General features: G+C 50.2%; 19 protein-coding genes and 2 pseudogenes. 7 read left to right on the top strand and 14 right to left on the bottom strand.

Annotated elements, in window-relative coordinates; translation table 11 throughout:
- The 4 genes and pseudogenes from ACV7NC_RS07715 to ACV7NC_RS07700 all read right to left on the bottom strand — a co-directional run bounded on the left by ACV7NC_RS07715 (nucleotide 1) and on the right by ACV7NC_RS07700 (nucleotide 4,621).
- Nucleotides 1-903 carry a hypothetical protein gene (locus tag ACV7NC_RS07715; protein WP_458151944.1) on the bottom strand — a complete coding sequence of 301 codons (903 nt, stop codon included), beginning with the start codon at nucleotides 901-903 and terminating at the stop codon, nucleotides 1-3.
- An 88-nt stretch (nucleotides 904-991) separates the two neighbouring features.
- The gene (locus tag ACV7NC_RS07710) at nucleotides 992-1,912 is read right to left on the bottom strand and encodes a universal stress protein (RefSeq protein WP_458151943.1); all 921 of its coding nucleotides are present in this window, start codon (nucleotides 1,910-1,912) and stop codon (nucleotides 992-994) included.
- A complete protein-coding gene (locus ACV7NC_RS07705; RefSeq protein ID WP_458151942.1) occupies nucleotides 1,909-3,564 on the bottom strand; it encodes a cation:proton antiporter in 1,656 nt (551 codons plus the stop codon). Before ACV7NC_RS07705 ends, ACV7NC_RS07710 begins: the two co-directional genes overlap by 4 nt.
- A gap of 171 nt (nucleotides 3,565-3,735) precedes the next feature.
- A pseudogene (locus ACV7NC_RS07700) lies at nucleotides 3,736-4,621 on the bottom strand (SphA family protein).
- A 576-nt stretch (nucleotides 4,622-5,197) separates the two neighbouring features.
- Between ACV7NC_RS07700 and ACV7NC_RS07695 the strand changes: the two are divergent.
- The 3 genes from ACV7NC_RS07695 to ACV7NC_RS07685 are packed head-to-tail and all read left to right on the top strand — an operon-like array spanning nucleotide 5,198 to nucleotide 10,847.
- A complete protein-coding gene (locus ACV7NC_RS07695; RefSeq protein WP_458151941.1) occupies nucleotides 5,198-6,538 on the top strand; it encodes a TolC family protein in 1,341 nt (446 codons plus the stop codon).
- A complete protein-coding gene (locus tag ACV7NC_RS07690; RefSeq protein WP_458151940.1) occupies nucleotides 6,535-7,686 on the top strand; it encodes an efflux RND transporter periplasmic adaptor subunit in 1,152 nt (383 codons plus the stop codon). Before ACV7NC_RS07695 ends, ACV7NC_RS07690 begins: the two co-directional genes overlap by 4 nt.
- A gap of 5 nt (nucleotides 7,687-7,691) precedes the next feature.
- The gene (locus ACV7NC_RS07685; RefSeq protein ID WP_458151939.1) at nucleotides 7,692-10,847 is read left to right on the top strand and encodes an efflux RND transporter permease subunit; all 3,156 of its coding nucleotides are present in this window, start codon (nucleotides 7,692-7,694) and stop codon (nucleotides 10,845-10,847) included.
- A 216-nt stretch (nucleotides 10,848-11,063) separates the two neighbouring features.
- Here ACV7NC_RS07685 and ACV7NC_RS07680 read toward each other — a convergent pair.
- From ACV7NC_RS07680 to ACV7NC_RS07650, 7 genes and pseudogenes are all read right to left on the bottom strand, one after another.
- A pseudogene (locus ACV7NC_RS07680) lies at nucleotides 11,064-11,366 on the bottom strand (Na+/H+ antiporter subunit G); the annotation flags it as partial.
- A 3-nt stretch (nucleotides 11,367-11,369) separates the two neighbouring features.
- Nucleotides 11,370-11,639 carry a K+/H+ antiporter subunit F gene (locus ACV7NC_RS07675; protein ID WP_458151938.1) on the bottom strand — a complete coding sequence of 90 codons (270 nt, stop codon included), beginning with the start codon at nucleotides 11,637-11,639 and terminating at the stop codon, nucleotides 11,370-11,372.
- Nucleotides 11,633-12,133 (bottom strand): Na+/H+ antiporter subunit E, encoded by a 501-nt coding sequence (locus ACV7NC_RS07670; protein ID WP_458151937.1) that lies wholly within the window; start codon nucleotides 12,131-12,133, stop codon nucleotides 11,633-11,635. Before ACV7NC_RS07670 ends, ACV7NC_RS07675 begins: the two co-directional genes overlap by 7 nt.
- Entirely contained in the window at nucleotides 12,130-13,671 is a 1,542-nt protein-coding gene (locus ACV7NC_RS07665) for a monovalent cation/H+ antiporter subunit D (protein WP_458151936.1), read from the bottom strand. Before ACV7NC_RS07665 ends, ACV7NC_RS07670 begins: the two co-directional genes overlap by 4 nt.
- Nucleotides 13,668-13,997, bottom strand: a complete 330-nt coding sequence (locus ACV7NC_RS07660) for a Na+/H+ antiporter subunit C (RefSeq protein ID WP_458151935.1) — start codon at nucleotides 13,995-13,997, stop codon at nucleotides 13,668-13,670. Before ACV7NC_RS07660 ends, ACV7NC_RS07665 begins: the two co-directional genes overlap by 4 nt.
- A complete protein-coding gene (locus ACV7NC_RS07655; RefSeq protein WP_458151934.1) occupies nucleotides 13,997-16,801 on the bottom strand; it encodes a monovalent cation/H+ antiporter subunit A in 2,805 nt (934 codons plus the stop codon). Before ACV7NC_RS07655 ends, ACV7NC_RS07660 begins: the two co-directional genes overlap by 1 nt.
- 392 nt (nucleotides 16,802-17,193) lie before the next feature.
- Nucleotides 17,194-17,988 carry a DUF1499 domain-containing protein gene (locus ACV7NC_RS07650; protein WP_458151933.1) on the bottom strand — a complete coding sequence of 265 codons (795 nt, stop codon included), beginning with the start codon at nucleotides 17,986-17,988 and terminating at the stop codon, nucleotides 17,194-17,196.
- Between the two features lie 187 nt (nucleotides 17,989-18,175).
- Between ACV7NC_RS07650 and ACV7NC_RS07645 the strand changes: the two genes are divergently transcribed.
- The gene (locus ACV7NC_RS07645) at nucleotides 18,176-18,850 is read left to right on the top strand and encodes a 7TM-DISM domain-containing protein (protein WP_458151932.1); all 675 of its coding nucleotides are present in this window, start codon (nucleotides 18,176-18,178) and stop codon (nucleotides 18,848-18,850) included.
- A gap of 10 nt (nucleotides 18,851-18,860) precedes the next feature.
- Here the strand turns inward: ACV7NC_RS07645 and ACV7NC_RS07640 are convergent, their stop codons facing one another.
- On the bottom strand, nucleotides 18,861-19,898 hold the full coding sequence (locus tag ACV7NC_RS07640; RefSeq protein ID WP_458151853.1) for an IS630 family transposase: 1,038 nt from the start codon (nucleotides 19,896-19,898) through the stop codon (nucleotides 18,861-18,863).
- On the opposite strand from ACV7NC_RS07640, the gene ACV7NC_RS07635 reads away from it, so the two are divergent.
- On the top strand, nucleotides 19,880-21,049 hold the full coding sequence (locus tag ACV7NC_RS07635) for a GGDEF domain-containing protein (RefSeq protein ID WP_458151931.1): 1,170 nt from the start codon (nucleotides 19,880-19,882) through the stop codon (nucleotides 21,047-21,049). The genes ACV7NC_RS07640 and ACV7NC_RS07635 overlap by 19 nt on opposite strands.
- A gap of 5 nt (nucleotides 21,050-21,054) precedes the next feature.
- On the opposite strand, the gene ACV7NC_RS07630 is transcribed toward ACV7NC_RS07635, so the two are convergent.
- Nucleotides 21,055-21,270 (bottom strand): hypothetical protein, encoded by a 216-nt coding sequence (locus ACV7NC_RS07630; protein ID WP_458151930.1) that lies wholly within the window; start codon nucleotides 21,268-21,270, stop codon nucleotides 21,055-21,057.
- 332 nt (nucleotides 21,271-21,602) lie between these two features.
- Here ACV7NC_RS07630 and ACV7NC_RS07625 point away from each other — a divergent pair, with 332 nt between their 5' ends.
- Nucleotides 21,603-22,622, top strand: coding sequence for a DnaJ domain-containing protein (locus ACV7NC_RS07625; RefSeq protein ID WP_458151929.1), 1,020 nt, complete (start codon nucleotides 21,603-21,605; stop codon nucleotides 22,620-22,622).
- A 47-nt stretch (nucleotides 22,623-22,669) separates the two neighbouring features.
- On the opposite strand, the gene ACV7NC_RS07620 is transcribed toward ACV7NC_RS07625, so the two are convergent.
- Nucleotides 22,670-23,530, bottom strand: a complete 861-nt coding sequence (locus tag ACV7NC_RS07620; RefSeq protein WP_458151928.1) for an MBL fold metallo-hydrolase — start codon at nucleotides 23,528-23,530, stop codon at nucleotides 22,670-22,672.
- A gap of 138 nt (nucleotides 23,531-23,668) precedes the next feature.
- Between ACV7NC_RS07620 and ACV7NC_RS07615 the strand changes: the two genes are divergently transcribed.
- A complete protein-coding gene (locus ACV7NC_RS07615) occupies nucleotides 23,669-24,100 on the top strand; it encodes a YeeE/YedE family protein (RefSeq protein ID WP_458151927.1) in 432 nt (143 codons plus the stop codon).
- Nucleotides 24,101-24,124: the final 24 nt, after the last annotated feature.

The raw sequence follows: 24,124 nt of genomic DNA, 5'->3' as shown, positions 1-24,124 counted from the left end.
TCATGTGGATTGCTGCCACCAATCCGCGATGACTGTACCGACTGCGGGGTTTACCAGATAGCCATAGGAACGATGGCAATTCAACCCATCATTGTTGCGGTAAAAATTGTAAATTCCATCGCAATGATCCTCGATTGAATCAATCAATCCCAGCGCCAGCATCGGCGCAAAATCATCGGCGAAAATCCTGTCTAGCGCAGTAATGTCTCCCACTGAAGCGATGTTTACCCAACGGCGGATATTGATCGGATATTTCTTTGGTCCTGGTTGATTGTTCCCCATCAGCCGCCTCTGAACATAATTCATGCCCAGAGGACTGCCGATGGTCAGGAACAAATCGACTTTGCCTGGTAGCTGTTCAAGGTGCGATAGCTCCCAAAGCGTATCGTAAGCAATGACCGAGCCAAGACTATGGCCGATCAGCAAAACTTTACCGCCATCGGTTAATAGCGGGCGCAATTGCCGTTTTAGCAACTCGCGGATTTCGCTGGCAATATTATTGTTATTATGGAAATATCTTGTTGTCTCGCTTGCAGCTGATCTCAGCGCTTCGGGAGTCAAATGCAGTAAGCAGGGCGCGTGATCCACAATGGTATATAGGAAACGATCCAGTGTGCGATGCCAAGCTTCCGCTTCTTGAATATCCGCTTCGGTAGGGCCGTGCTGATGGATTAATGCATCAATCCACTCAAGTTCGCTGCTGATGTCCTTATGTTCTTGATAATAAATGTAGTTCCAAGCAATCAATTGAAAACAATCCCGATGCTGATTGAGATCCATCGCAACTTCAGGTTCGGCGCGGCGGACACCTTCCAGCAATGAACGCCATAACAGCCGTCGATGTTGATCGGCTGGTGGTTTCGGATTTTTTCCGGGCGTAAAAATAATCTGCCGCTGATTCATTTTGCTAATAGTCCTTAATGAACTGCGTTATAGATTGCCCGGATCAAAATCGGCATGGTGAGTGTAACCCGAGCATTAAATCAGACGGTTATGACGAATGGTCTGGCGCTCCGCGCGGATCGCAAATAACGAGCACATCGCATTGCGATTCCGTCAGCACATGATTGGTTACGCTGCCGAGCAACAGTTCTTCGGTGATGTGCACGCCGTGTTTGCCGACGACAATTAGATCGGCATCAACCTCTTGTTCCATGGCGACAATCTGCTGAGCTGGATCGCCGCGGACGATCCGTACTGAGTATTTCATCGGCGCCAATCCAGCAGCGGCTGCCAAATCGTGCAGCCACTTGCGGCAGTTCTCACAGCCGGTTTTGACATATTGACGGATTACTTGCTCATCGACACCCGCGAATCTCAGTTTGCCCTCGTAAGGCAGTTCGAAGGCGTGAAACAGGACAAGATCGGCATCTGGTGCCAGTTGCCTCGCCATGCGGATCGCCTGGAGCGACGCGGGTGAAAAATCCACAGAAATCAGCACGGAGCGATATGTTTCATGCGGAACTTGTTTCACCACCAGCACCGGGTGCCGGGCTGATTTACGCAGCAGGCGGGCTGCAGTTGTGCCGAGCAGGATGTTACGCAGAAAAGATTCTCCGTGTGCTCCCAGGACTATCAGATTCGCATCCAGCGCATCAGCTTCGGCGGCGATCACGGTCAGCGGTTTGCCAACGACAACGCGTGGCAACGCGGCTAATCCTTGATGAATTGACGGATCAGCGGTCAGCCGAGCCAGATGCTCGCGAGCATCATCCGTCAACGCCGACTTGATTGCTGAGGAATCGCCAATAAACATTTCCCGCAGACTCACATCAAGGGCATCAAGTTCCAAAGCGTGCAGAATGTGTAGTTCGCTGCCGCCAGATGCGGCGAGGCGGAAGGCGCGAGCCACTGCACGGCGAGCGGGTGCAGAGAGATCTGTGGCGGCAAGAATGCGTGCGAGCGGTTTCATGGTTTGTTCTCCTTGGGACGGATGATCGCAGTCAGTGCTTCAACGGCGTAATCGACGGCATTTCGCATTGGGTAGAGAATGGTTGGAGCACCCAGCTTCTTCAAGGGGGCACCGTCGAACTCATCGCGGGCAACAACTGCCACTTCGCCCGCGAAATGAAGTTCCCGCAGGCTGCGCAGCAGGTCACGGTTCGAAGCCATATCCGGCAAGGTGCTGACTACCCAGCGCGCATCCTTAAGTGGCAGGCTCTCGAGGAATTCGCTGACAATGCCATCGCCGTATCGCACCGGTAGACCTTGACGCCGCAAACTGCGCGCGACTTCTGGATCAAATTCGACACCGAGCACCTTGAGTTCAGCTTCTTTCAGACCCAGCGCCAAGCGGCTGCCATAACGTCCGAGACCGAACACGATTACATCGGCTTCATGCAGATCGTGACGTTCCGTTGCTATCGCCAGTTCACGAAAAGGACGCTTACGCTCAAAGACAACTAGCCAAGGGGCAAGCCTTTCGTAGAGCGGATGTGAATAGAGAATCATGTAGGTCGACAGTGCGATGGTCACCAATCCGACTAGAGTGGTCAGTCCCAATGCACCGTTGTCGATATGACCGAGCGAAATGCCCATAGCGATGAAGATGATCGAAAACTCGCTGATCTGTGCTACTGTCAGGCCGCAGAGAAACCCGGTACGCTTGCGATAGCCCATATACCCCATGATGGCCATGACGATCAGCGGGTTACCGATTAGTACGAACAACGACAGCGCCACCGCCGGCCAGATCTCGCCGCCGAGTGTTGAGAAGTCGAGCTTGGCACCCAGATCGATGAAAAAAAATAGCAGCAGGAAATCACGGATGCCAGTCAAGCGGGCATTGATCGCATCTCGATAATGCGTCGACGCCAGTGAAAAACCGGCGAGAAAAGCACCAGCCTCCTTGGAGAACCCTGCCCATTCGCCAAGTGCGGCGAGTCCTGTGCCCCAAGCGATGGCAAAAATGAGTAGCAGTTCCTGCGACTGAGCCATACGATCCACAACCTTGGGTAACACATAGCGCATCAGCAAATACATACCGACGACTGCGATGAAAAGGCGTAGGACAAGAGAGCCGGCCAAGGCAATAAGCGATCCTTCACCGCCATCGCTGCGCAGAGCGCTCATCACCATCATGGCGATCACGACAGCGAGATCCTGAACAATCAGGAAACCGACGGCAATACGGCCGTGCAGGGAGTCGATCTCGCGCTTGTCGGAAAGCAACTTGACGATGATGATGGTGCTCGAGAAAGTTAGCGCGACAGCAACATAGAGCGCCTCTACCCAGCCCTTACCCATCGCCAGGATAATGAGAAAGCCGATGATGATGGTAAAAGCGAGCTGCCCCAAACCGGTGGCAAGCGCGACCGGGCCGATATGGCGGATATGTTGCAGTTCGAGTTTAAGACCGACAACGAACAACAGTACTGCCACGCCGACCTGGGCCAGCAGGTCGATCTGGTCGTGCGCTGTAACGACACCGAGCACAGCGGGACCCACGACGATACCAATGACGATGTACGCGATCAGCATCGGCTGACGCAGCCATAATGACACAGCTCCCGCGGCAGCGGACATCAGTAGCAGAAGAGCAAATTCACCAAAAACTCCGTACATGGTTCATGGGCCTGAATTCAAACGTATAAGAATAAATGCTTTATCATTAAATTCATTATACGCAAACCGGATAACTTAAGGGAAACAAGCTATTGAACGATGACAAAGCCATATTTTTTTAAATGGCTTCCTTAGGAATTTCAGCTAATGGAAAATGTGGAGTTATCAACTCTAATATCTCGTCAATGACGTTGCAGTAGATTGCAATTTTCTATTGTCTCGCGATTCAATGGGTATTGTTAGTGTAACCCAGGCATTCCATCCTTCTGGCCGGTTCTTGGCGCCGAATTCTTTATAGCCTCGAAGATTTAAATAATATTCCCGTTTACCTATCTTGAATTGGTAAGCCACCTGCGGGCCAATTCCCCCGATGCGCGATTTAAAGTCGCCAAGAAGCGCCCCAATCAAAATGCAAGTTATTGCCGTTGCGGTACTTTGTGCCGGGATTCTCGAAGTTGTGAGTAAAGCCGGCGACAATTGAAAATTCGCGGCCGCTCTGTATATTGTAGTAAGTGTATCCGCTGCCGATGTCGATTGACCAATGGTTGATGCCAAGGTTTGCCAGATGTCCCACTTGATAATTACCAACTGGAGCACCAGCCATGGTGTAAATTTTGACATTGTGATTGCCCTCATTCCACCGTAACGATCCCATGGGAAAAATATCACCTGCTCCAGCAATTGTGTCACGTTCATTACGCGCCAGTACGGCCCCACCCGGTCCCACCAAAGTAGCATCGGCGGAACTACTCATGTGTCCAGCTGTTCCGGTTACACTGATTGCTGCCTGACCTCCCAGTACGGAATTGTTGAACGTATATGTCGGTGTAAGAAATAACCAATTGGAATGTGCTGTTACACCAGTCTCGATTTTACCTGCGATTTCAAAGCTCTTGCCCGCGCCTGTACTTAAGGAAGAATGATAGTAAGTCAATGCAAGCGACCATCCGGGTTGGGCCGGGTTGGCGGCGAAGCTGCCGAATTGTCCAGGCAACCAAAAACTTGCACCGCCTTCATCAGCGAGTGCATTCGGGGATGTCAGCGCATAGGTCAGCATCATTTTCAGCGCTAAACCGGACGAGAAAGCGTAATTCGGCTTCAATTCGAAAGAATCTTGGTCATTGCTGCTCGTTCTGCTGAAGAAATAAGTGCTAACTTCATGAGCTAGTCATTCGGGGAAAATGAGACTGTTGCAGGAAGCGCATGGTCACGTTGCATTCCGGTGATTTAAGTATTTGATCAGATTGGATCGTATGCCAGAATGATGAAGTGCTATTTGTCATTTCATGCCTATTCATTTCACCTTTCTCATTGCATCCTCGCGAATACTTCCGCTTAAGTATCCGTTCAGCAATCATTCAGGATTTTTTTGCTTTAATCTTGCGCACTCATAAGCTCGGCTGTTACGCCAAAACAACGATTTAGTACTAAATTATGTGCGATTTTAATATTACCCTGCCATGAGTTTCATATATGATTGCCAATCATTTCTTGTAAAGACTCATTGCGACACAGATAAAGAATGTAAATCTTCCCCGAAATTTAAAAGGATTCTATGCAGATTTCCCCGTTCAAGTATTTGTCATTCTGTGCAATCTTAGCACTCGCATCAAATATCACTTTAGCACAACCGATGGCTCCCCTTCCTTTAGGAGCGGATTCATTAAGACAACCCGAGTCGTCATCACCGGCCATCCGGGAAACAGCGCCGTCCATGGCGCCGTTCAGAAATCAATTACCTAAATCGGATGTGCCGTTGCCAGCGGGTGAGCCGCAAGGGCCGGTTGTGCTCTATACCATTGAGGAGATACAGCGGATGGGCTTGCAAGCGAATGGTCTGGTGCTTGCGGCGCGCTCGCAAGTGGGCATGGCAAAGGGTGGCGTCATAGCGGCCACGGCTTATCTCAATCCCGAAGTGATGTTTATGATGGGACCAATGGATCGACGGCTGCCGGTTGAATTGACGGGACCTTCCAATGATCAGCGCTCAGTCACGGTGATTCAGCCAATCGAAAATCCGTACATGCGTAACGCCCGTATCGCCGCTTCGGAAGCCATCGTCGACGCCAGCCGAGCCAGCTTGGGTCAAGTCAGCACCGATCTGGCGGCGCTGCTGCGGGTCCGTGCTTACGAGCTATTATTGCGGCAAGATCAAGCCGAGCTGGAGCAGTCGATCTACGATTTATTGAACGTTGTCCGGCAGCGTATTGCGGCCAATGTGGAGCATGGCGAAGTGGCCCGCTTTGAGCTGATTCGGGCCGATACCGAGCTGCAGAGCGCGGCCAATCGCAAGGAAGCAGCGCGGCTGAACGCAGAACGCGCCAAGGTTTTTTTGATGCAATTGACCGCCGGAATTTTACCCGCCAATTTTCAAGTCAAAGGTTCGCTCAAAGATCCGATTGAATTACCATCGCTGGATGACCTGCGCCAGCAAGTCGTCAAAGTTAATCCCGATGTAGTGCGTTTGGAAGCCGAGCAGGAACGGGCCAATCAACGTATCAGCCAGGAGCGAGCCTCGATTCTGCCGTCGGTGAATGTCATGTACTCCAATTATCAAGATCAACAATTTCACTCCAACACCGCCGGCTTGAGCGTCAGGATTCCGATCTGGTATCGCCGCAAAGGTGAGATCGATACCGCGATTCACGATTCGGCACGAATTCGCGAATCGCTTGAATATCGCCGTTATGAAATCGGCCAATTGTTCGAAGCGGCGTGGCAAGCCTATCAAATTGCCGTACAACGGGTTGCGATGTTTGACGGCGGCTTGATCAAAGAAGCGGAAAATGCAGTGCGAGTCGCCGAAGCAGCGTATAAATTCGGTGAGCGCAGTTTGATTGAGTTTCTCGATTCGCAGCGGATACTCAGAGGAATATTATTTGATGCTTTACAAGCCCGTTTTGATCTTCACGCAGCAGCAGCCGAAATCGATCGCCTGCGCGCCCATTATCCTAAGGAGCTAGTTCCAGAATGAAAATCAACCCGATAATCATCGGCTCGTTGTTAGCGGCATTGTTGCTATCCGCTTGCGGAGGAAAAGACGAAGAACAAGTTTCCCGTCAATCTGACGAAGAGCGGGACATCAATACGATTGAAGTGCGGCCGGAATTGCTTAGCCGGTTAAAAATCGGTAATCCGCTTTTGATTGATCTGACCGACAAGATTTTGGTGCCCAGCCGGGTTCAGGTCGATGAAGAAAGAACCGCGCAAATCGGTTCATATGTTACCGGACGGATCATTGAGCTATTTGTTATCTTAGGTGACTATGTCAAACCTGGCCAGCCGCTGGCGCGGATTACCAGTCCGGATTTGACGAATTCTCAATTGGCTTTTTTGCGTGCGTTATCTCGAGTCGTTGTCACTACGAAAGCTTTGGAACGGGCAAACCACCTGTTGGCAGCTGACGCCATTCCGTTGGCAGAAGTGGAGAGACGTCAATCCGATGCTGAGATTGCGCAGGCAGAATTGGCTGCAGCAGCCGATCAACTGCGGTTATTCGGGATGGGGGATGTGGAATTGAAAGAGCTACGGCGGAAGGGAAAAGTACTGCCTTGGCTGGATATCAAAGCAACCCGGGAAGGTTATGTCATCGCCCGTAACGTGATTGTCGGTCAAGTGGTGCAGCCCGCCGATCCGCTGTTTCAGGTTGCCGATTTGTCGCATGTCTGGGTGGTCGGCGATGTGCCGGAGCAGATAGCGCGCGATGTGCGGTTGAATCAGCATGTGGAAATCAATGTGCCGGCAATCGGCGATGCCGATTTTGACGGGATCATCATTTTTGTCTCCGATACGGTTAACCGGCTAACACGTACGGTGATGACGCGCGTTTTGGTAGAGAATCCGGAGCGTAAGTTAAAACCGGATATGTTGGCGAACATGCACATTACCGATGCGCAGCATAAAACCCTGGTGGTGCCGGAAGCAGCCGTGGTGCGTGAGTTAAATCAGGATTATGTTTTTGTTGCGACCGGAGACAATCATTTTCAGCGCATACCTGTTGAACTCGGACATGAGGTTGCTGATTATCGTCCGGTGCTGTCAGGATTGACGATTCACCATCAAATTGTATTGGAAAACGCTTTTCATTTAGATAGCGAGCGCAAGCTTGCTGAATTGGAATAATTACCATGTCCGCTATTGTAAGAGCCATGTTAAACCAGCGCTTGCTGGTTTTGATCATTGGAATTATTCTCTGTGTGGCCGGTGGCTTTGCTGCGAAAAACTTATCCGTTGATGCATTTCCCGATGTCACCAATATTCAAGTGCAAGTCGCTACCGTAGCGATCGGTCGCAGTCCGGAAGAAATGGAAAGATTGGTGACGGTTCCGGTCGAGATCGCGATGACCGGGTTACCGGGTTTGGTCGAAATGCGTTCTATGAACAAGAGCGGGTTGTCGTTGATTACGCTGGTTTTCACCGATCAAACCGATGTTTATTTCGCGCGCCAATTGGTGATGGAGCGTATTATCGACGTGACGCCGCGTCTGATTCCCGGCATTACCCCGGTTCTTGGTCCGGTTTCAACGGGGTTGGGCGAAGTGTATCAATATACGATTGAGCACCCGGGTGATGGAAAACGTGAATTGACATTCGAAGAGTTGATGGAACGTCGCACCATACAAGATTGGGTAGTGCGTCCGATGCTGCGTTCGATCCGCGGTGTGGCGGAAATCAATTCGATCGGCGGTCATGTCAAGGAATATCAAGTGTATGCCGACCCCAATAAGCTGCGGCACTACGACTTGACCTTGACCGATGTTGATCGCGCCTTGGCCAGTAACAACGCCAACGCCAGCGGTAATATTCTGGCGTTGCATTACGAGCAATATCTGATCCGCGGCGTCGGCCTCATCGCTACCTTGGACGATATCCGTAACATCGTATTGCGCGAAATGGATGGTGTTCCGATTTACGTGCGCGATGTCGCCGAAGTGACTTTTGGCGGTGAGGTACGGCAAGGCGCCAGTATTAAAAACGGTGATACCGAATCTGTTTCAGGTATTGTAATGATGTTGCGCGGCGGTAATGCCAAAGAGATTGTCGGGCGCATCAAAGAAAAAGTAACCGAAATAAACGAACGCGGCTTACTGCCAAACGGCTTACAAATCGTACCGTTCTATGATCGCACCGATTTGGTCGACGGCGCCTTGTCGACGGTGCAAAGCACGTTAATGGAATCATTGATTCTGGTGATCGTGGTGCTGTCGATTTTTCTCGGCACAGTCCGTACCAGCATTGTCGTGTGTTTTACCTTGATCATTACGCCGCTGGTCACTTTCATGGTGATGAATTATTACGGCATGCCCGCCAACTTGATGTCGCTGGGGGGGCTAACCATTGCGTTGGGTATGATGGTTGATCCAACTGTGGTTGTAGTGGAAAATATTTACCAACGTCTTGGCGAAGCGAAAGACACCGGTAAATCCAAATTTCAGGTGATCGTCGATGCGGTTTCTGAAGTGGGCACACCGGTTATTTTCGGTGTCTTTGTGACTATCTTGGTATTTCTGCCGCTGATGACGCTGGAAGGTATGGAAGGAAAAACTTTCAGCCCGCTGGCGGTTACTATCGCCATTGCGCTGTTGGTGGCGCTGTTTGTTTCGTTGCTGTTGTCCCCGGTATTGAGCGATTACCTCCTTAAAGGCGGCAGCGAGCAGGATACCAAAATCGTAGCCGTGCTAAAAGGCGCTTATTTGCGCGTGTTCAATCTAGCGATGCATAATCAGAAAAAAACCATGATTATCGCCATTTCCTGCTTAATAGGAGCGTTTGCAATTTTTCCGTTCCTGGGAACTTCCTTTATTCCGATCATGAAAGAAGGCGCCACCACGCCAGTGATCATTCGCGCGCCATCCATTTCTCTCGAAGAAGCCATTAAACTGGAAACCGAAGCGATGAAACTGATTGCGGCCGTGCCGGGTGTGAAATCAGTGGTTTCCAAACTCGGGCGCGGTGAAACGCCTGCGGATCCGGCATCGCAAAACGAATCCGATCCAATTGCCGATTTGGATTTGGAAGGATCGGGTCGGACTCAGGAAGAGATCGAAGAAGATATCCGCAAGGCGCTTAGCGTATTACCGGGCGTGAATATCGTGCTGTCTCAGCCGATCGCGCAGCGTGTCGACGAAATGGTCACGGGTGTTCGTTCGCAAGTGGCGATCAAGATTTTCGGCGAAGATCTGGAGCAATTACGCAAGCTCTCCGAACAAGTCGCGCGTATCGTCAAATCGACGCCGGGCGCCAGGGATATTCGCATCGAACGCTTATCTGGGCAACAAGAATTGACGATCAACATCGACCGGCGCGCCATTGCTCGGCATGGTATCAACGTTTCCGATGTCAACGAGTTGATTGCGACAGCAATCGGCGGTAAAGCGGTAACGCAGGTTTTTGAAGGCGAGCGCCGTTTCACGTTGCTGTTGCGGTTTCCCGAGCATTTCCGGCATGACGTGGAAGCAATCAAGGACTTGTTATTGCGACCGGTGAACTCCGGTCCGCAAAATGGTAGTGCATTCCAAAGCGGCGCACTGGTACCGCTCAGCGCGGTGGCCGACATCAAAGTAGTCGACGGACCCGCGATCATTTCGCGAGAATTCGCCAAACGGCGTGTGGTCGTCGGCGCCAACGTTTACGGCCGCGATATGGGCGGATTTGTTGAAGAATTGCAGCAACGGACTGCAAAAGAAATTAAATTGCCATCCGGTTATTATTTCGTCTGGGGTGGACAATTCGAAAATATGCAACGTGCGATGGCGACACTTGGGGTGATCGTGCCGATTACCTTGGCGGCGATATTTTTTCTGTTGTTCATGCTGTTCAATTCGGTCAAACTAGCAGTGCTGATTTATTTGGTGTTGCCGTTTGCATCGGTCGGTGGCGTGGTCGGTTTATTCGTGACCGGCCAGTATCTGTCCGTTCCGGCATCGGTGGGTTTTATTGCCGTGTGGGGTACGTCGATTCTGAATGGCGTCGTGCTGATCTCGTTTGTGCGTGAATTGCGCGAGAAAGGCTTCAGTGTGGAAGATGCCGTCCGAAAGGCTTGCGCGCAACGTTTCCGTCCGGTCATGATGACCGCCGCTACCACGGTGCTCGGCTTGGCGCCGTTTCTCGCAGCTACCGGATTGGGATCGGAAGTTCAGAAACCGCTTGCGATTGTGGTGATCTGTGGTTTGACAACCGCAACCATGATGACCATGGTGGTGATGCCGATGCTCTACCGCTGGTTTGACGATGAGCCAAAATCCCGGCCATCCGATCCAGTCGAAAAAATCCCTTCGCTATGAGTTGATCGGCAGGCTTATCTTGCAGCGTTAAATTGCGCTACATACAAAACAGGGTGCTTGCTTGCCGATCTGCTTTCATCTGCAGTCATTTTGATTGAATCAGACAGGTTTATGTGGCGAACTCATATCAGTTGAGCTGTTTTCTTTCGCGGGTGCGGCTGAGCCAGCACCGACAATTTCCGAATCTTTATCTTCTACCGGGCGCGCCGAATTGACAGGTATTTTTGCGTGAGAGTGCAGATTCAGGTGAAGTGCTGCTTTCGCAAGCAAATGCGCGCTTACCGGTGCGGTGATAAATAAGAATAATGTAATCAGGACTTCGTGCAGGCTAATACCGGCATCGCGGCTGCTGAAAAACACCGCTGATGCGATTAAAAGGCTGCCGACTCCCAGGGTTGTTGCTTTAGTCGGTCCGTGCAGGCGCATATAAAAATCCTTTAACCGCAAAAGGCCTAGAGAACCGATGAAAGTGAAGATAGCGCCGGTCAGGATCAAAAGTGATAGAAAATATTCCAGCATGGCTTACTCGATAATATCGCCGCGTAATAAATACTTGCACAGTGCGACTGTGCCGATAAAACCCATTAGAGCGATCAACAAGGCTGCTTCAAAAAATAATGCGCTGCCCAGATGAATGCCGAGTAGCATCAATAATGCGATGGCATTCACGTATAAAGTATCCAGCGCCAAAATCCGGTCTGGCGTGCTGGGACCACGCAACAGACGCCAGCAACACATGCCGACAGCCATTGCCACTAATCCAAGCGCCACGGTTATTGCGAAATCTAACATTGTTCGAAAATCTCCCTTAATGGACGCTCATAGCGATCTTTAATGACCACAATCAGATTATCCGGATCGTTTTCGCTGAGCGCATGAACCAATAAATGACGACGATCCTCGGATAAACGCGCCGATACAGTTCCGGGGGTCAGCGTGATACTGTTGGCAAGTAGGCCGATAGCCAAGCTGGAAGTTAAATCCAGCGGCAATTCAATAAAAACCGGCTTGAGCCGGTCCGGATTGCCCAGGATTAACCGCGCAACGATAAAGTTAGCAACGATAATATCGTACAACAGTACACCGGTATACCGGACTAAAGTGAATGGCTTACGAATGGTAACTCGCTCCGGCCAGAAACGCAGGGTCAATAAAGGTATTGTCCAGCCCAGCAATAATCCGAGAAGAATTTGCCCGGGTGCAATACTGTTTGTCAGTAATAACCAGAGACCAGCCAATAGCGGGGATAAGATTGGATGGGGCAAAAAACGCGAGCGCATTGTCATCTTGCAGCACCTAATACGGATTGCACATAGCCTTCGGGCTGTAACAGCTGATTGGCCGTGGCCAGTGCAAACTCACTGACAGCGCCGGCTCCAATCGTTAAAGCCACGCATAACGCCAGCAAGCAAACTACTATCGCCAAGCCGTTGAAACCGGGCGTTAAATTTTGTTGAGAACCAGTATCGTTGCTGGTATCGGTATGGGATGTTTGCGGCAATTGCGCACGGTAAAACAGCATACTGCCGCTTCGCGCCAGCGCAATGATTGTGAGCAAGCTGGTAATCAGCATGGCACCCATAATCCACGGTAAAGCGGTATGGGGAATGGCCGCTTGCAAAATCAACAATTTCCCAACGAAGCCGGATAATGGCGGCAGTCCTGCAATCAAGATCGCAACAATAAAAAAGAGTGTACCGGTAATTCGATGATGCGCAATTACCGGGCCTGGTTCAAACCGGTCACTTATCTCTGAACGGCGCGTAGCGACAATATCGGCGAGTAAAAAGAACGCCGCCGCTGCAAAGGTGGAGTGAGGCAGATAAAACAATCCGGCGGCGATGCTGGTGTGGGTATTGATACCAAAAGCGATGAGGAGCGTACCGATGGATGCAATTACTAGATAGGCGATCTGTTGCCGTAGATGCGTGCTCGCCAGCACACCGAGCACGCCCGCTATCAATGTCGCCAAGGCTAACGGCAGTAACCATGGAGCAATCAAATCGGCAACGCCGCCTGCGTGTGAACCGAAGATCAGGGTATAAACCCGCAGAATGCTGTAAGCCCCAACCTTGGTCATGATTGCAAATAAGGCGGCAACCGGTGCTGTGGTATACGCATAAGCCGCCGGAAGCCACAAGTAAAGCGGTAACAGTGCGGCTTTAAGCGCAAATACGGCGAAAAGCAATAAACCTGCGGTACGAATCAACGCAACATCCTCGTCAGCGGCTCTGGCGGCCTTAACGGCGAGGTCCGCCATATTCAGTGTTCCCAGCAAGCCGTAGAGTGTTCCGACGGCAAATAAAAACAGTGTTGAGCCAACCAGATTAATGATGACAAAATGTAACCCGGCCATCGTGCGCAATCGTCCGCCGCCGTGCAGCAGTAAACCATAAGAGGCAAGCAGCAGAATTTCAAAAAATACAAACAGATTAAACAAGTCGCCCGTAAGAAATGCGCCATTCAGACCGAATAATTGCAACTGAAATAACGCATGAAAATGCGGGCCATCACTATCTGTACCTTGGATTGCGTAAAGTAGCGCAAACAATGAGACTAATGAAGTAATAAGCAACATCCAGGCAGCCAGGCGGTCCGCGACCAGTACGATACCGAAAGGCGGCGGCCAGTTTCCGAGTTCGTAAACCAGAATCTCGCCGTCATTGACGATATCGAGCAGATATCCTGTTAGAACTGCCAGAATACTCACCGATAAGACACTCACGGTACGTACTGTTTGCAAGCCCTGTTTTTGCAGTAGTAATAACAATGCACCTATCAATAGCGGCCAGATAACGGGGAGTATCGCGATATGACTGATCATGATTTATGTTTTCCATCGACATGATCGTTTCCCATTTCAAGGTATGCCTTGAGGGATAACACGATGACAAAGGCGGTCATGGCAAAACTGATCACAATGGCGGTGAGCACCAATGCCTGTGGTAACGGATCCGCGTATTCCGTAATATTCTCTGTAATGATAGGTGGTTTGCCAATTGTGAGCCGGCCCATTACCAGCAAAAATAGGTTCACTGCATAGGATAAAAACGTTAAACCCACAACAACCGGAAACGTGCGATTCCGTAGAATCAAATAAACACCGCAGCCGGTGAGTGTTCCAATCAATATCGATACCAGTGCTTCCATTAGCGGATTCTCTTTCTGACGTGAGTCGTATGACTCTCTTTATGAACAAGGCCTAGATAAATCAGTATCAACAGCGTGGTGCCGACAACAACCAGATAGACGCCCAAATCAAAGGCCATTGCTGAAGCCAGCTCGAATTCTCCAATTACCGGCCAATCCAGATGACCGAAAGTGGATGTCAGAAAGGGATGATCAAATGCCCAGCTTGCCAGACCTGTCAAGGTTGCAATCAGTAGTCCGGCGCTAATTACGGTGTGCATGTTGACGGTTAAGCGTGTTTGCGCCCAACTAACGCCATTGGCCAGATATTGCATGATCAATGCGACTGCGGTAATCAACCCGGCAATAAATCCGCCGCCGGGTAGATTGTGACCACGCAGCAAGATGTATATTGATACGAGGAGTGCTAAAGGCAGCAGCAATCGCACAAATGATGCCATGATGAGCGGGTGCATATCGTTATCCCAGGGACGTCCTTGCTGATCTGCTTCCGAACCGGATAGCTTCAATTGGTGCAACATTGCAAAGATGCCCAGTCCGGCTAATGCCAGTACAGTGATTTCACCCAGCGTATCATAACCCCTGAAATCCACCAGTATGACGTTTACGACATTGGTGCCGCCTCCGCCAGGTACGCTGTTGCTCATGAAGTAATCTGCAATCGTCTGATAAGGCCGGGTTAATACGGCCCATACCAGTAAACCCACGCCAGTGCCGGCCCCCACCGCGATCAGTGCATCGCGGCTGCGCGCTGTTTGACTGGATTCTTTGGGCGAGTATTGGGGTAAGAAATAGAGCGCCAGCAGCATCAGCACAATAGTGACCACTTCCACGGATAATTGCGTTAAGGCCAGATCCGGTGCGGAAAATTTGACAAAAACCAGCGCTACGCCCAGACCCACTGCACCCAACAGGATCAGTGACACCAAACGTTGCCGGTGCATGATGACGGTTCCAAGCGCCGCAATTATCAAAATGATGGTTATCAGCAGGCTGACGGCATCCATGGGTAACAACATGCGGTTTCCGGTCAAAGTGGATGAACTCTCAATAAAGCTTGTCACACCGAGTATCATGATGAAGAGCATGAACACCAGCACCATTCGTTGCAAAGAATTGGCATTGAGTAATCGGGTTGTCTGATCGGCGATTTTAAACAGCAAGTCAATCAGGGAGTTATAAAACAGCTTGAATTCAAGACGGTTTCCTAAATGATCGTGCAACACCGACAGCGGCCTTCGTCCCAGGTAAGCCAGAATACCGCCGGTAAGTGCAATAATACTCATCCATACCGCCGGGTTAAAACCATGCCAGATTGCGAGGTCATGATCGGGAACCGGTCCCTGCAGGACACCGCTGGCTGCTACACCCAGGATCGGTTCAACGGTAAGCGCTGGCAGCATACCGACCAGCAAGCATAAGGCAACCAGCAATTCCACCGGCACTTTCATCCAACGGGGCGGCTCATGGGGTGTCTTAGGCAAATCAACCGGTGCGCCATTGAAAAACACCGTATGAATGAAGCGCAATGAATAAGCCACGGCGAAAATGCCGGCAAGGGTAGCTGCAGCGGGCATCAACCAGCCCCACGGCTGATTGATATGATGCAGTGTTTCAGCAAAAAACATTTCCTTGGACAGAAAGCCGTTGAATAACGGAACACCGGCCATAGAGGCCGCGGCTACCATAGCCAGTGATGCAGTATGCGGCATAAATTGCCATAGCCCGCGCAGGCGGCGCATATCCCGCGTGCCTGCTTCGTGATCGATAATTCCCGCGGCCATGAACAGAGATGCTTTGAAAATGGCATGATTGATAATATGAAAAACCGCTGCTACTGCCGCCAGCGGCGTATCCATGCCAAAAAGCAAAGTGATTAAACCCAGGTGACTGATCGTCGAGTAGGCGAGCAATCCCTTCAGGTCGTGTTCGAACATCGCAATGTAAGCGGCGATGAGCAGGGTTGCCAAACCGGTCATGCTGACCAGCCAAAACCATTCCGGTGTGCCCGACAAAGCCGGATACAAGCGGGCCAGCAGGAACACCCCGGCTTTTACCATGGTGGCTGAATGCAAGTAGGCGGATACCGGTGTGGGAGCCGCCATCGCATTCGGCAGCCAGAAATGAAACGGGAATTGCGCGGATTTGGTGAATGCGCCCAGTAGAACCAGGATTAGCATCGGCAGATACCATGGATGCTGCGAGATGCTATCGCCGGAAGCCAGAATCACAGATAGATCATAGCTGCCGCAGATTTCCCCCAGCAACAAAAAACCACCCAGCAAAGCCAGTCCGCCGCCACCGGTCACGGCCAATGCCATGCGTGCGCCACTGCGGGATTCATGCCGCTGCTGCCAGTAACTGATGAGCAGAAATGACGACAAGCTGGTCAATTCCCAAAAAATCAACAATTGGATGACGTTTTCAGATAAAACGATACCCAGCATGGAGCCCATGAACATCATCAGATATGCATAAAACCGGCCCATGTCATCGCGCTCGGATAAGTAATATCGCGCGTAGATAATAATCAGTATGCCGATACCGAGAATCAGCAAGGAAAACAGCAAGCCCAATCCATCAAGCCGGAACGCGAGATCCAACCCAAGCATGGGTATCCAGCGCCAGCGTTGTATGACTGTTTGCTCAGCAAAAACATCGGCGATTGATGGGTATAAGAAAGCCAGTGCAAGCAATGTTACGGCGCCGGCGCCCCATGCCGAATACAACCGGCCAAAACGCGAGATGGAAGCGACAAAAATGCCTCCGGCAAAGGGGATTAGAGCAACTAGCAGTAAATTCATAAAAATGGATAAACCGGCTTGCTGAAAGCGGGTCTGTTCAACATACGAGATTTCATTCGATAGCTACAATAGAACGATGGTTATCATGACCGGTATGGATCTTTCTTATTGCATGATTGATCAGCTTTGCATTGTTTTTCCGGATATTGTTTGCAATCTGATCGAACCGGAAATGCAATGCGGCTAATGATACCATTATTGTTCAAGCCAATTGCGTATTCGGCATTTGATTCCTTAACAGGCCGTTGAAAAACTATCTGCGTTGCCGTTACGGTGTTAAAAACAAGCTCAAAATGCTCATTTATACTGCATAAACTGCGCTTTTTCGCCTGTTTTTGCCTTGTATCGGCTGCCTCGAAAACGTTTTTCAACGGCCTGTTAACGTTTCTTTATCATGAGAGTTGTTGTTTCAGTGCTGCCAGGAAAGACCGGATGCGTTGAGCGTTCACCCCAAGATCGCCCTTTCCGACTCTGGAAACGGATCGCATATCAACGCGTGTTCGATTGCCTTCGGTTTGAATCCGAATCACCACATCATCTTTAAATCCCATCAAGAGAGTGGTGTCGGTCGCTTCGATCCGGCCATTGGCGGCGGATACCAAAGCGATTTCCCAGTCGCGTTGTTTTACCAGCGTAACCGCTTGCTCGAATACTTGCTCGAAGGGCCGGTCAATGAATAACGTGCTCAGATCGGCGTAATGTTCTTGTTGCAGATTGATCAAGTTCTCAGGATCAGAACGGTCCAGCGAATTGTCGCTGGTCGATCGAAGCGCTGGGATGGCAATAAATTCAGGGGGATTTTGCAAATCGGTGGAAATATCATGGATCATCGGCTTTCCAATACCCGTCACAGCGGTTGCAAGCAGCGGAGCGACGATCAGTAACGCAAGCGTCGAGCCGCCAAGCGTTGCGGCAAGCTCTGGTTCCTTGGCTTGCTTGGCGCGCCAAGTTCCGACTGCTCCGAAGAAAATCGCGAATAATCCGCTGGCAGTGCTCAGAAGGAGTCCTAACAAAGCCGCGCGGTAATCGATCAGATCCAGACGGTGACAAATGATCGCGAGCAAAGAAAGGATGGCGGCAAGTACCGCTGTTTTCATGCTTCGAGCGGTAAAATCGGACCGTTGTTTGATGATAGCTGGGGCCGGTTGCGCGGGAATACTTTTTCTTTTGTTTTTGGTCGGTTTCATGATTGATGAAAATAAAAGAATTGTGGTTGCAATTTTTACTGACCTTGGTGAAGATGTGCAATTGTATTAGGATTTTTTTCCTATGGCTTCTTGAATAATCGATCTCCGGTATTGTCTACGGGATTATTTGATTAACCTGCTGATTTAGCGATTAGACTGTTTTTTTATTGTTCCGGCGCTACCTTTCATGAAACGCACATTGATACTGCTAAGCCTGGCGCTTGTAACGATGATCTCAAGTTTGAGCGCCAAAGCTGCCATCCAAGCCGCTGAGGAATATCCCGCAGCGATCGGGCAATATATTCAAGTCTTTCAACCTGAAAATCGCGATTTTAACGTAGATGACGCGCTGCGCGCTTTCAAGAGTGGCAGTTTCGCACCATCCCAATCCGACGTGATGAATTTCGGGGTCGGTGCAAAACCGGTGTGGCTTGCTTTGCAAGTCGTTAATGCGCAGCATGAGTCCGTGATTCGAAAGTTATTAGTGGAAAATGCCTGGCTGGATAAGATCGATGTGTTCTTTTTTCAAGATGAACAATTAGTCAGCGGCTATCATACCGGTGACAGCTTGCCATTTGCACAACGGCCGGTCAATCACCGCTTCTTCGTTTTCGAGCATGCATACAATCACGGTGACACGCTGATTCTAATTCGCGTGGAAGCGGATGACGCGATGGTTTTACCCATTTACTTTACCAATGCCGAGCAATTAGCCAGCAAGGATTTGTTGAATGCCTATAGTTACGGTGTGATGTACGGCGCGATTCTGGCGCTGGTTGCATATAATCTGGTGCTATATATCGGTCTGCGCATCAGTTCCTATCTCCTGTATTCGATCTTCTTATTGATCCGGTCAGATTAAGTTTGAAGTTTCAAGCGGCATATTTGACCCTCGGATCTTGAAAGAAGCTTTTGACCCGTTCGGGTGATTGTTCAAGTTTAACCATGTGTTCGGTGGCAGCGAGTTTGAGTTTGGCCTTGGTGCGCACCGGCACTTTCGTCCCGATGGCATGCTTGAGGTCGGCATTGAGGCGTTCCTCCGGATTCAGTTCCGGGCTATAGCTGGGCAGGTAGAACAGCTCGATTTTGTCTTGTCGTTCAGCGACCCATGCCTTGACCTGTTTGCTGTGATGAACCCGCAGATTGTCGAGAATCAAGAATACCTTCTTCCCGGCATCCTTGATCAGCGCTTCGAGGAATTCGATCAGCCTGTCGGCGTTGAAGGCCTCGTCGATGATCATCCAGCGTGTTTTGCCCTGATTCGTCACTGCGGCAATCATCGATAGCTTCTGTCGCGCACCACCAGTCGCGTAGGTGACTGGCGTCTTGCCTGCCGGAGCATAGCAACGACCGCGCACATCGGTATTGACCAAGGCAGTTTCATCGCCCCAGTGAATCTCGCCGCCTTCCGCCTTGGCGCGCTTCTCAATTTCCGGGTATTGCTCGTTGAGCCAGGCTTGTACGGCTTCAGGCCGCTGCTCATAGGCCTTCTTGATCGGCTTCTGGGGAGTGAAACCCCAACGTGACAGATAGTTGCCTACGCCGCGCACCGACAGCTTGATGCTGTACTCCCGCTCTATCAGTTGCATGACCGCCGCCCGATTCCACAGCGCAAATTCCATCTTCAGTTGCTCCGGGCGCTTGTCACAAATGATCTTGCGGATGGCTTGTTCCTGTTCCTCTGTCAGTGCCCGCCCTTGACCAGCACGCTTGCCTCGCATCCCTGGCTTCAGGGCGGAAAATCCGCCTTCTTCATACCGATCTATCGCAAACCGAACTGTCGGATACGAAAGCCCACTGAGCTCAACAATTTGCATCACGCCGTAGCCCTTGCGATGCAACCGCACCACTTGCTTGCGCCGTTCATGCAGTTGCTCCAGCGTCGAATATCTTGCGTCGTCTTTTTCCATTTCAACAAGATGGGGGGCGATTCATAAATTTCAAGTATTATTGTGCCGAGTCAATATTATTATTCATTGCCCTGAATCTGGCTTATACCGGTCACGGATATCAATGGTTGTGGCCGGAATCTCCGTTCTGGCAGCGCTGGACCAGCGCAATTTTAATGGCAGCGGCTACCGTCGGCGGTTTTGCGTTTATGTTGCAGTTTCTGAATATCAAACAGACCTGGCCGCGTTTGTATCGATTCATTATCTTTGGCTGCTTAGGTTTTTGCGCCTTGGTATTGATAGCGATGCTGTTCGACGAGCTGGTCATTGCCTTATTGATATCGATTGTTTTTATTTTCAGTTTCTATGTCGCGGCGGTAATTCTCGGGATAGTGTCGCTGAGAATCGGAAACAAATTTGCAAAATATTTCTTGATCGCTTCGATTCTGACGATATGCGGGGGCGTCATCACGGCAAATGCCGTGTGGGGCGTTATTCCATTTAACTGGTTGACTTACCGCGCGGCGGATATTGGCATGACGCTGGATGCGATTTTGTTGGCATTGGCGCTTGCGGCACGGTTCAATATCACTCAAAACGAGAAACTGGTTGCGGAGAAAATGGCCGGGATCGACGTGCTGACAAACCTGAACAACCGCCGTTCTTTTTACAAATATGTGCAGCCGATCTGGTCTATAAGCTTACGCAGCAAAAGTAATACGTCGATCATCATGCTGGATATCGACGATTTTAAATTAATCAATGACAGTTACGGCCATGCGTTGGGCGATCAGGTTTTGGTGAAATTGGCGGAAACCTTACAAAAAGAGGCTCGAAGCGGCGATATTCTGGCGCGCTGGGGAGGCGAGGAATTTCTGATTTTCTTACCGGAAACACGGCTGCAAGATGCAGTAACCATTGCGGAAAGGGTGCGTAACAAAGTCAGCTCATTGCAAGTGACATCCGCGAAAGGAGAAAAGCTTGCGATTTCGGCGAGTTTCGGCGTTGCAAGCAATCGAAACGATTATGTGGTGCTGGACGAACTGATTGCCAGCGCCGATCAGCAGTTATATCGCGCTAAGAAACAAGGCCGTAATTGCGTGTGTTCGGATTTTGCAGCGGCCGGAGACCGCGGTTCGGAAGCAACATCATCAGACAGACCATTGCAGTGATCAGGCTATTTATCGTTGTGCTGAGCCGGTTTCAAGTTATTTTGTGTGATTTCCGGCGGTGATTCTCCACCAGAATCATCATGGCTGATTTCCAGTTCATCGATCAATTTGACGATGCGGCTGTCAGGAATCATGCCATCGGCTAAAACACCTTCGTCGTCAATATCGCTAGTGTTGCTAGCGCCATCAAATTTCTCGTCAGAGAGTTTTTTGCTGAACATAACAAACCTCCTTACTTCACGGGTAGGGTGACAGTTATAGTAAAGCATGCCGGGAATCAAATTAAATCAACGAGTAAAATCAGTTTTTGGCAGCATTTTGAGGGTTGGAAAAGCAGCGCTGTGAAGCGAAACCAGGCAGCGGAATGTGCTTAATTTTTTTTGGAGACTGTTGTGCGGTCGGAAAGAGCGGCGTATTGCGTATATGGAGAACGGATTTTTATATACTGCGAACGAGCTTTCGATTATCATTGCAAGCCATTGAGATACAATGAAAATGACATAATAGAATAGCGGCTTTCCAGAGAACCAGAGGCTCATTAATTCCAGTTATTATGATTGAACGGCGCAATTATTATCGTATTCTTCATGTCCAGCCCGATGCGCCAATGACGGTGATTAATGAGAGTTACCGGATTCTGATGCAGAAACTCAAAGCCCATCCGGAATTGGAAAGCCCGGACTGGAATGCCGGTTTACTGAATATTGCCTTTAATACCTTACGGGATCCTTTAAAGCGGGCCGAATATGACCGTGAATTATTGAAGCGCTATCACATTAAGATACTGAGCCAAGGCGCACTGGGTGCGACGACGGCGAATTCAGGCACAAACCATTCACACGCGGAAGGCGCTGCAAATTTTAAACAGCGCAATTATTACCGGATTTTGCAGGTGCAAGCCGATGCACCGATTACTACGATCACCGCAAGCTACTGGGCGTTGAGAAAAAATTCACCGCACGATCATGCCTTGCTTGACGAAGCCTACCGGATATTATCCAACCCAGCATCGCGCAAACATTATGACGCGTTACTCGCGGGCGATATGTGGCAGGCGGCCAGAAAGGAGATGGAAGCCAAGAGCGATCAGCTTCCGGCGCTGTTTGCGAATTTTTCTAACCCGATATCATCAGCGATCGAACCCTATCATGCGGTGATCACGCATTACTGCTCTTTTTGCAAAACGCCTTATGTTGCGCAGACCGGTTTTTATCGGAGTGACAATTGCCTGGAGTGCTTCAGCCCTTTGGCGGTTTTCGAGCAAGGCCACCTGGAATCGCCTTTTCGCACGCTAACCCGCATCAATGTGCGCGGGGAATTGTCTTTTTATTTGTTTTGGCCAGGACGGCCATGCCAAGGAGTATTTCAGGATTTGTCGCCAGCCGGTATTCGGTTTCTGACGCAAGTGATGCTGGACCGGAGCGATATTATTAAAATCGACGCGCCTAATTTTCAGGCAGTGGCGGAAGTTACCCATACACGGCAAGAAAATGGCGGGTTTTCGGTTGGTACACGGTTTTTGGCCGCGAAATTCGATCAACGGCATGGCAATTTTGTGTCGCTGCAAGTTTGAATGGCAAAAAGGGCCGGGCTGTATTTTTCAGCCCATGTGCCGAGCTTTCAAATCAAGTTAACCGGAATTTTTAGATAAGCGACGCCGTTGGATTCGGCTTCAGGCATTCTGCCGGCTCTGATATTGACCTGGATGGATGGCAGCAGCAAGTTAGGCATTTCCAGCGTAGCATCCCGTTTGTTGCGCATCGCTACAAAAGCTTCTTCGCTAATGCCATCGTGCACATGAATGTTGTGCGCTCGCTGGTCAGCAACGGTGCTTTCCCAAGCGGGGGAACGGTTGCCCGGTGGATAATCGTGACACATCAATAATCTGGTTTCAGGCGGGAATGCTAATATTTTCCGGATGGCGTGAAATAAGTGGCGGGCGTCGCCGCCTGGGAAATCCGCGCGAGCCGTACCGACATCCGGCATGAACAAGGTATCGCCGACAAAAATGGCGTCGCCAAATTGATAGGCCATATCGGCTGGTGTGTGACCGGATACTGAAATCGCTTTGGCGGCCAAATTTCCAACTTGGAAAACTTCATTGTCGGCGAATAAATGATCGAAATGACGGCCATCGGGGGTGAAATCGTCACCGAGGTTAAAAATTTTCTTAAACGTTTGTTGCACGACCGGAATGTTACTGCCGATCGCTGTTTTTCCGCCAAGCTCGGCTTTGAGATAGTCGGCGGCGGATAGATGATCAGCATGTGCATGGGTTTCAAGGATCCATTGCACCGTCAGCCGCTGGTTGCGGATAAATTCGATCAATCGGTTGGCGCTATGTGTGCGAGTCCGGCTGGCTTTCGGATCATAATCAAGCACGGGATCAATAATGGCGCAGCTTCCGCCGGCTTCATCGAATACAACATAACTGACAGTCCAGGTGGCGGGATCAAAGGTCGCATGGATTTGGGGCTTCATAGGTAACTCCAGAGAGAATGATCATTGTTTTTTGAGCGGTTATCAATATATTGATAATATGTATTATAATATAACATATATACTTTATACGGAAATGGTGAAAATTTTTATCCACTATAAGCGATTGAGAAGCTGACTATGAATATTTTACTGGAATCGATGCCATGGCATGCCGCCGCCGGTGGAGCGGTAATCGGCGTGGCAGTAGCGTTATTGCTGTTTTTAAATGGGCGAGTCGCCGGTATCTCCGGAATTGTAGGCGGGTTGTTCCGGATGCAAAGGGGCGATATCAGTTGGCGGGTTGCCTTTATTGCGGGATTGGTTTTGTCGGTTGCGATGTGGAAACTTTTTTGGGTTATGCCGGAGATAAAGATTGAAACCGGTTACGGCATGCTGGCGTTGGCGGGGTTGCTGGTAGGCTACGGTACGCGGCTGGGTTCGGGCTGTACCAGCGGTCACGGCGTTTGCGGTTTATCGCGACGATCACCGCGCTCAATTGCAGCGACTGTTGTTTTTATGATCATGGGATTTTTGACGGTTTTTTTGATTCGTCACGTGTGGGTATTTTAGAAAGAGGTGAGCGTGGACTTAAGG

The sequence above is a fragment of the Nitrosomonas limosa genome, from assembly GCF_054188085.1.
Note: the sequence above shows the minus strand (reverse complement) of the source record. Positions and strands in the feature narration are given on the sequence as shown.